Raw genomic sequence first — 8,328 nt, 5'->3', positions numbered from 1 at the left:
CGCCAAATGGCACAAAAAAAGAACCAGGCCGCTTAAGCCTGATTCTTACCCATCAACAGGATTTGACAAAGAGCCTTATTTTGCCTGTTATTGTAAACGAACCGTCCCGGACGCAAAACTTCGGCATCCTCCGGCAGTCTGAATACTTAGCCGCCCGTCATCTTCGATTCGTTCAAAACAACCGGCCACCAAGCTGTTTCCAGACTGAACCGTTAATGACTTACCAGCTAAGTACTGGTGATCACGGTAGACCATCAGTACTGCTGACCAGGGAACACGCAAGAGGTTCAAGAACCGATCGACCAGCACGTCGACCAAGTCATCACGTTCTGTCGCCGTCAGCGGGTGATCAACGATTGTTCCCGCGACTTCTTGTAACGCTGGCGGCCAGTCAGCTGACTGGTTGATGTTGATTCCCCAGCCAACCACCACTCCCCGTAACTTGTTATCCCGGTCTAGCGCTGTTTCTGCCAACATCCCCGCCGCCTTCTTATTCCCGCGGTACAAGTCATTAACCCACTTAATCGTCAACTGATCGTCAACCAACGGTCGGACAGCCTGAAAAGCAGCCACGGCTGCACAAATGGTCAAGCGTTGTGGTTGCCAGCCGGGTGCCAAAAATGACAGTGGAAGGCCGATCGTCACATAAATACCACTACCTGCCGGGGAAAAAAAGGACCGTTGCAGTTTTCCATGACCCGCCGTTTGCCGTTCGGCGACCAGCACGCTTGGGCTTGTTGACTGGGTCTTTGCTAACTCCTGCTGCATCACGGTATTGGTCGACGTGACCGTTTTTCGCCACTCAACAACAATTCCTCGTTTGGTTAACCGGGCAAACCGGACCATCAATCATCCCTCCTCAAAAGTTTGACTGAAGAAGCGGGTCCTTACCGGGACCCGCTTCTTTTTCACGCTGTTTCCTGCCTACTTTGGTTCAATCGTCAGCAAGAGGTCGTGATCATCTAACTGGTCGCCAACCTTAGCGGTCACTGATTTCACAGTCCCACTAAATGGCGCCTTAACGTTAGTTTCCATCTTCATCGCTTCCGTGACCACCATCACTTCACCGGTCTTGATGGTGTCACCAGGTTGAACATTGACCTTCACAACGTTCCCACTCAGTGGCATACCGATTTCGTTCGGGTTATCCGGATCAGCTTTCGGAACTACTTTTACCTTGTTCTTCAGGCTATTATCAGCAATCTTCATCAAGAATTGCTTGCCGTTGTAAGCAAAGTGCAACGTCCGAACCCCCTTCGCATCAGGGGCCGAGTCAAAAAGGTAGGTCAAAATCATCTGCTTACCCTTACCCAGGGTAATGTGGATTGTCTCGCCCGATCGCATTCCCTGATAGAAGGTCGTCGTATCCAGCAGGCCAACCTTCCCGTAAACTGTGTTGTTGTGGATATAATCAATAAACACCTTCGGGTACATTACGTAGCCCAAGACGTCGTCTTCAGTTGGCTGACGGTGGATCTTATCAGCTAATTCCGCCTTGACCGCCGCAAAATCCACCGGCTGAGCTAATGATCCTGGGCGCACGGTAATTGCTTGGCGGTCCTTTAAGACCACCTTTTGCAGGTCACGAGGGAAGCCGCCGTACGGCTGACCCAAGTCGCCGGCAAAGAAGTTGACCACCGAGTCAGGGAAGTCCATTGTCTGCCCCTTTTCCAGCAGGTTGTCCTTATTGAGATGGTTTTGGATCATGAACAGTGCCATGTCGCCGACCACCTTTGAACTTGGCGTTACCTTGATAATGTTGCCCAGGAGTTCATTGACCTCTTGGTACTTTTCTTCTACTTCGGTGAAGTCATCAATGCCGATCGACTTAGCTTGCTGCTTCAGGTTAGAGTACTGACCACCCGGCATTTCAGTAGCATACAGTTCCGGCTTCGGTGAGTCGACACCGTTACTGAAGTCCTTGTATAGTGGCCGCACTTCCGACCAGTACTTATCCAGTACTTGTGAGTTAGCCAGGTTCATTTCTGGTTGCCGCTGGTCACCCTCCAGGGCCTGGTAGAAAGTCTGCATTGCTGGCTGGCTAGTCGTTCCGGCCATGGAGCTCATGGCCACGTCAACCACGTCAACGCCGGCCTTTGTAGCGGCAACGTAGGTCGCAATCCCGTTCCCGGTCGTATCGTGGGTGTGGAGGTGGATTGGCACATCCAACTTGGCCTTTAACTCACCAACGAGTTCAAAGGCTGCCTGCGGCTTCAGTAAGCCTGCCATGTCCTTAATCGCAATGATTTGCGACCCGGCATCTACCAGCTGGCTGGCTAAATGAAGGTAGTAATCCAGCGTGTATTTCGTTTCGTGCGGGTCGAGCAAGTCACCAGTGTAGCACATCGTCCCTTCAGCAATCTTGCCAGTTTCGCGTGCGTAGGCAATTGGCCGCTTCATCTGTTCAATCCAGTTCAGTGAGTCGAAAATCCGGAAAACATCAATTCCTGACTGGGCACTGTGGTCGATGAACCGCTTGAGGGCGTTATCCGGATAGTTTTGATAACCAACCGCGTTAGAAGCCCGCAAGAGCATCTGCTGCATTGTGTGTGGCATATAGTGAGTTAACGCTGCCAACCGCTGCCACGGGTCTTCACCTAAGAAACGGTAGCAGACGTCAAAGGTCGCCCCACCCCACGTTTCAGTCGAAAAGAGGTGTGGCATTGCCTTGTCATAAACCTTCATCGCCGGCAGCATGTCAAAGGTCCGCATTCGCGTGGCAAACAAACTCTGGTGGGCATCACGCATCGTCGTATCAGTCAGCATGACCCGCGGGTTGGTCAAAACGGCTTTCATGGCCGCGTCAGCACCCTGCTGGTCCAAGATATCCTTAATCGTCAGTGAAGCTGACGAATCCGCCTCAATTGACGCCACTTCGGGAACGTCCATGTGGGGAACATTCACCTTCTCATGACGGGTCACGCCAGCAAAACCGTTGATCGTCACGTCACCAATGTAGCGAATCAGCTGTGTTGGCACGTCCGGGTTGTGCTTGAAGTGGAACAGCTCCGGCGTGGTATCAATAAAGGTGGTCTTGGCATTGCCGTCCGCAAAGGTCGGATGACGTAAAACGTTCAGCATAAATGGGATGTTCGTCTTGACCCCGCGAATATTAAATTCGTTGAGTGCCCGCTGCATCTTCTTGTTAGCATCAGTAAAGTTATCCGCCTGGACAATACACTTGACCAGTAACGAGTCAAAGTACGGTGTCACCACATACCCGGCGTAGGCATTCCCGTCTAGCCGGACACCATTCCCACCAGGAGAGTTGTAGTTGGTAATCTGTCCCGTATCCGGCATGAAGTTATTTTCGGGGTCTTCAGTCGTGACCCGGCACTGAATCGCACAACCGTGAAACTCCAGCTCATCCTGCTTTGGCAAGTGAATATCGCTATAAAGGTCTTGACCAGCAGCAACCCGGATCTGCGTTTTGACGATGTCGATCCCGGTAATCATTTCGGTGATGGTGTGTTCCACCTGGACCCGCGGGTTAACTTCGATAAAGTAAAAGTCATCTGGCGTTTCCAGAAATTCAACCGTTGCAGCGTTTTGGTAGTCGACACTCTTCATCAACTGGACTGCCATGTCACACACTTGCTTCCGCCGGGCTGGTGATAAGACGACGCTCGGGGCAAATTCAATCACCTTTTGGTTCCGCCGTTGGACAGAGCAATCTCGTTCAAAGAGGTGCATGACGTGCCCATGTTCGTCGGCAATTACCTGGACTTCAATGTGCTTGGGATTGACAATGTCTTTTTCCACGTACATTTCATCCGAACCAAAGGCCTTTTTGGCTTCGTCCTTTGCCTGGTCAAACTCTTCGGCTAGCTGCTGGTCGTCCTTGATGATCCGCATCCCACGACCACCGCCACCCATGGCTGCTTTAACCATAATTGGGTAGCCATACTGGTGAGCAAAGTCACGCACTTGCCCCACCGTTTTGACATCACCCTGCATCCCCGGAATGGTGTGAAGCCCAGCTTCCTGGGCAATATGCTTGGCAGTTAGTTTGTCACCAAACATCTTCAAGTGTTCGACCCGGGGCCCGATAAACTTAATCCCGTTATCAGCACAGGCCTGGGCAAGGCCAGCATTTTCTGATAGGAAACCGTAGCCAGGGTGGATAGCCTGGGCACCACTTTGCTTGGCAACCCGGATAATTTCATCAATATCCAGGTAAGCATCAATTGGCTGTTCATTCTTACCAATCAGGTAAGCTTCATCAGCGGCAAACCGGTGAGTACTGTACTCATCTTCCTGGGCATATACCGCGACCGCCTTAATCCCTAATTCGTGGCAGGCACGGATAATCCGGTTGGCAATTTCCCCCCGGTTAGCAACTAAAATCTTTTGAAACACTTTTGTAGCACCGCCTTTGACGATATACATGGTTACTTAGCATCTTTAATAGGGCGATTATACCATTTTTGCTGTTAAAAAATGACAAATTTCTCATTTTACTCTTTTTTTGTCTTAAAAAACGAACAATAAAGCAAAAAAACTATCAGCTGTTGGTCTTTCAACAGTGATAGTTTCTTTTTTAGCCAATGATGTTCTTCATGTCTATTGGCAGTGGTGCCGTAAATGTTTTTTCTGCCCCGCTGAACGGGTCAATAAAGGATAAACTAGCGGCGTGCAGTGCCTGCCGGTTAATGAGCGTCTCAGCACCACCATATAGTTTGTCGCCTAGCAAGGGGTGGCCGATGGAGCTAAAATGCACCCGAATCTGGTGAGTCCGACCAGTCTTCAGTGTTGCCCGGACCAGTGTCCAACCGTTACCACGCTGCTTGACTTCGTATTCGGTGAGTGCCGGATCGCCATCCGGATCAACTACCCGCCGGGCCTGACCAGGAACCCGGGCTAATGGTGAATTAATTGTTCCCCTATCGTTATTGATTGTCCCTGTCACTAAGGCAAGGTATTGCTTATGCAATTCGTGGTTTTCCACCTGACGGCTAATCATACTCTGGGCAACATGGTGTTTTGCCACCAGTAAGAGTCCCGAAGTGCCAAAATCCAGCCGGGTAATGAGGTGGGGCCGCTGATCGGCAGCCTTCTTATCAACCAGGTAGCCTTTGACCCGGTTTAAGATGGTATCATCCGCCGTGGTCGGTCCGGGAATGGACGGCACCCCTGCCGGCTTGTTGACTAGCAACCAGTTATCGTCCTCGTAGGCAACGACTAACGGTTCACTGCTTGCCACCACTGTGGGGTCGGCTGGCTCCGGATCAACCTTAATGGTCAGCGGCTGGTTGGGCAAAATTTTCGTGGTTGGGCGGACTGGCCGGTGATCGACCTCAAAGCTGCCGCCACCACGCTTGATGTCGTTGAACAGCCGGTGTCCCATCCCTAACGACTGGAGGAACTTTTTAATCTTGACCGGTTCACTCCCCCGGTAAACCCAGGTATTTTCCATCTTGATAACCTCCCTCATGAGTATATAGAAAAAGCGTTGCGGCAACACCGCAACGCCGGGAACGGTCCGTACGAGACTCGAACTCGTGATCTCATCCGTGACAGGGATGCGTCCTAAACCAACTAGACCAACGGACCATTTGACAACGTTTAGAATTATACGGGAGTTTTTTGCCAACGTCAACCTCTTTAGTAATTTTGTTTCTGTTCCGAATCGCTTATACTAATAGTAATATGTTTTGCTCGGAAATGGAGGATCATTAATCATGCAAGCAGTTCGTCGCTGGTGGCAACGGAATGGCCGAATCGTCAAGACCATCTTTGTCCTCTCGGTAATTCTTTTCGTTGTTGTCGCCCTCACCAGTTTTTTGCGACAGGTCGACTGGCACAAAGTGGGGACCGGTTTAGCTAGTCTCTCCCCGCTCAGTATCCTTATTATGCTAGTGTGCGGCTGCGTAGCCATCACCCCGATGCTTGGCTACGACTTTGCGGTCGTCAAACTGCTGAAAGTGAACTTTTCTCCGCTCTACATTATTCGTAGTGGCTGGATCACCAACACGATTAATAATATCGCTGGCTTTGGCGGCCTCATCGGCGGAACCCTCCGCGCTTATTTTTATGGCCGCAAAAACGAGAAAAAAGGCGACGTGCTGATTGCTATCTCCAAAATCACCGTCTTCTTAATGTCGGGCTTGTCCGTCCTCTGCTGGCTAGCCCTCCTCCTCATTTTTACTTCGAAAACCGGCGCCCATTTACACCGCTACATCCTCTGGTTGATCCTCGGCGGCTGCTACTCACCACTACTAATCATCGTTACCCAGGCGCGGGAGACGCAATTATTTGCCGACCTAACCGTCAAACTGGAATCATTTGTGATTATCTCGTCAACCCTAGAATGGTTGTTGGTCGCCCTCTTCTTTATCCTAGTCGGGTTCATGATGGGAATTAACGTCCCGGTAGCTGCAGTCCTGCCACTTTACGTCATTGCACAAATGGTCGGGATTCTTTCAATGATCCCCGGGGCACTGGGCTCCTTTGATATCATCATGATGATGGAGCTTTCCTTACTGGGTGTTCACCGGGCAACGGCTGTCATCTGGTTACTCTTATTCCGGGTCTTTTACTACTTAGTACCACTGGCGATCTCGCTGGTCATGAGTCTCGCGCAGTTGAGTCAAAAGGTGAATAACTACTTTGACGACCTCCCACGGCAGGCCCTCCACCAGCTAGCTTATTATTTGCTGACGATTTTTATGTATCTCTCAGGTATTCTGATGCTGCTGGCCGCCTGCTTGCCCGATCTCACTACTGGCAACAAGTTCTTGATGAAGTTTTATCCCTTTACTTTCTTCTTTCTGCACCAGCTAACGACCATGCTATTTGCAATTGCACTACTGGCCTGTGCCCGGGGATTGCAAGCAAAGTTAACCAAAGCCTACTGGCCAACACTGCTGGTCCTCGGGATCGGCATTGTTAACACCATTTGGAATCTTGGTACTATCAGTTTAACCGTCTTTTTGGTCTTCGTCTTTATCCTTGTCCTGATGTCGCGGCGGACGCTGTACCGGAAAAAATTCGTTTACTCCCTCGGTAAACTGATGTTTGATATCACCATCTTCTTTGGTTCACTCGCAATCTATTTTGTGATCGGGGTGATCAACCGTCCCCGCTACCTCGCTGCTCACCACATTCCCGACTTTCTTCTCTTCCCGGGAGAAAAAATCTGGCTGTCTGGTTTCGTGGGGCTGCTACTGGGGCTGGTCGTCATGTTTATCATGATGGGGTACTTTACCACCGCCAACGATCCTTTCCTGGCCGTTGACTCATTCCGGGCCGACCGGATTCGCAACGTCATCAAAGAATTTGGTGGGAACGAGACTAGCCACCTCGCTTTCCTGCGCGATAAGTTTCTCTACTTTTACCAGCAGGATGGCAAAGACCAGTTGTACTTGATGTACCAACTCAAGTACGACAAAATCATCGTCATGGGCGAGCCAGTCGGTAACCAGGCGGTTCTCCGTGACGCCTTTATCGACTTTATTAACAAGGCCGACCGATACGGTTACCAACCACTTTTCTATGAAGTCAGTGAAAGTACGACAATGATGCTGCACGAATTTGGCTTCGACTTCATCAAGACTGGTGAAGACGGCCGGGTTAACTTGGCTGACTTTACCCTCGCCGGCAAACGTCAGCGGTCTCAACGGGCGCTGATGCACAAGTTTGACCGCGAAGGCTACCAGTTCTCGATTGAACAACCACCGTTTGCCGACTCCCTGCTCAACGAAATGCGGACCGTCTCCAACGAGTGGCTCGGTGACCAGGTGGAAAAGGGCTTTTCACTCGGTTTCTTTGAAGACTACTACGTTAACCAGGCACCGGTCGGAATTGTCAGGAACAAAGATGGCCAGATGGTCGCCTTTGCAACCTTCATGCCCACTGGCTCCAAAAAACTATTGACCATCGACTTGATGCGCCACAGCAAGGATGCGCCGTCAGGCATTATGGATAAGGTGTTCATCTCGATGTTTCTCTACGGTCAACAACAAGGCTACCAGGAATTTGACCTGGGAATGGCGCCCTTAAGTAACGTTGGTCAATCCCGTTTTAGCTTCCTGGAAGAAAAGATTGCCCACTTCATTTACGAATATGGCTACCGCTTTTACGGCTTCCAGGGTCTCCGTCGTTACAAAGCCAAGTATGCCGACCGGTGGGAAGGCCGCTACACCGTCTACCGGAAGAAGAACTCGATTATCAGCAACATTCTTGCCCTGGTAATCGTCATCAACCAGCCGGTCCACCGTCTCCAACGGATTAACTAAGCAAAAAGAGTAACGTGACGTGTACCCATAAAGTTGGAAGTTGAATATTTCGACTGAAAAACTGAATAATAATTTTTTAGGCAACTAAGCT

Annotated in this window: 4 protein-coding genes and 1 tRNA gene; 1 reads left to right on the top strand and 4 read right to left on the bottom strand. The window is 50.5% G+C overall.

Translation table 11 applies throughout. The features are described from left to right. Positions 1 to 87: 87 nt before the first annotated feature. The 4 genes from Q0E49_RS07480 to Q0E49_RS07465 form a co-directional block, all read right to left on the bottom strand. A complete protein-coding gene (locus tag Q0E49_RS07480) occupies positions 88 to 846 on the bottom strand; it encodes a biotin--[acetyl-CoA-carboxylase] ligase (protein ID WP_295747609.1) in 759 nt (252 codons plus the stop codon). 78 nt (positions 847 to 924) lie between these two features. Continuing rightward, positions 925 to 4,359: a pyruvate carboxylase gene (locus tag Q0E49_RS07475; protein WP_295747606.1), complete on the bottom strand. Its 3,435-nt coding sequence runs from the start codon at positions 4,357 to 4,359 to the stop codon at positions 925 to 927. Positions 4,360 to 4,540: 181 nt separating this feature from the next. Next, a complete protein-coding gene (locus Q0E49_RS07470) occupies positions 4,541 to 5,416 on the bottom strand; it encodes an RluA family pseudouridine synthase (RefSeq protein ID WP_295747604.1) in 876 nt (291 codons plus the stop codon). Between the two features lie 62 nt (positions 5,417 to 5,478). Beyond that, positions 5,479 to 5,553 (bottom strand) — tRNA-Asp (locus Q0E49_RS07465). Positions 5,554 to 5,681: 128 nt separating this feature from the next. On the opposite strand from Q0E49_RS07465, the gene mprF reads away from it, so the two are divergent. Beyond that, entirely contained in the window at positions 5,682 to 8,237 is a 2,556-nt protein-coding gene (gene mprF / locus Q0E49_RS07460) for a bifunctional lysylphosphatidylglycerol flippase/synthetase MprF (protein WP_295747601.1), read from the top strand. Positions 8,238 to 8,328: the final 91 nt, after the last annotated feature.

The sequence above is a fragment of the uncultured Limosilactobacillus sp. genome (genome assembly GCF_934202235.1).
GTDB lineage: Bacteria > Bacillota > Bacilli > Lactobacillales > Lactobacillaceae > Limosilactobacillus.
This window is presented reverse-complemented; position numbering and strand designations above follow the sequence as displayed.